The organism is Mesorhizobium sp. M0001 (genome assembly GCF_040324255.1).
Classification (GTDB): domain Bacteria; phylum Pseudomonadota; class Alphaproteobacteria; order Rhizobiales; family Rhizobiaceae; genus Mesorhizobium.
Map to the genome: position 1 here is coordinate 1 of NZ_JAMYVS010000043.1, position 659 is coordinate 659.

General features: G+C 63.0%; 1 protein-coding gene. It reads right to left on the reverse strand.

Annotated elements, in window-relative coordinates:
• On the reverse strand, positions 1–581 hold a 581-nt coding region (locus NKK50_RS31270), incomplete at its 3' end, for a helix-turn-helix domain-containing protein (RefSeq protein ID WP_352544381.1).
• Between the last annotated feature and the right edge of the window lie 78 nt (positions 582–659).

The following is a 659-nucleotide window of genomic DNA, read 5'->3' on the forward strand; positions in this document are numbered from 1 at the left end:
AACACCGGCCAGGCTTCGCTATCGGCCGTCGACCCCGTCGCTTCGAGCGCCAGAAGATAGCGGCTCGACGCATCCATCACCGTCAAGGGTTCGCAACGCCAGCCGTCGCGGGTCCGGAACCAGCCCTTGTGATCGCCAGTCCACACCGCGTTCGGTTCTTGCGGCTGTGGCCAGGGTCCATTGCCGCAGGCCCGCAGGCGGGGTCGCTTGCGGGCGCGGACAAGCCCATGCCGCGCAAGGATCGCGCCGACCGTCGAGGCTGAAGGCCACATGAACTCGGGAGCCGTGCGCCTGAGCCGTGCCACGATCTTCTTTGGACCCCAAAGCGGATGCAGCTCCTTGGCCGCCACAATCCGCTCAACCAGATCCTGAGCTGTCGCCCGGCCATGATTGAGCGGGGCTCGCGGCAGGTCGTGCAAACCCTCAGGCCCAAACGTCCGATAGCGTCCTAGCCATTTGTAGCCGTTCTTGCGTGAGATCCCGTAGGCCGCACAAAGCGCAACCATCGTCTCATCCCCAGAAAGACACTCCACAACAAACCGTAGCCGCTCGTCCATGATGCCAGTCTCTCGCCAAACCATCGCCGGTCCTCCGGCGGACAAGAAAACTGTCACCCATGCTATCGGTCCATTCTGTTACCTATCTATCCGGTTCGGACA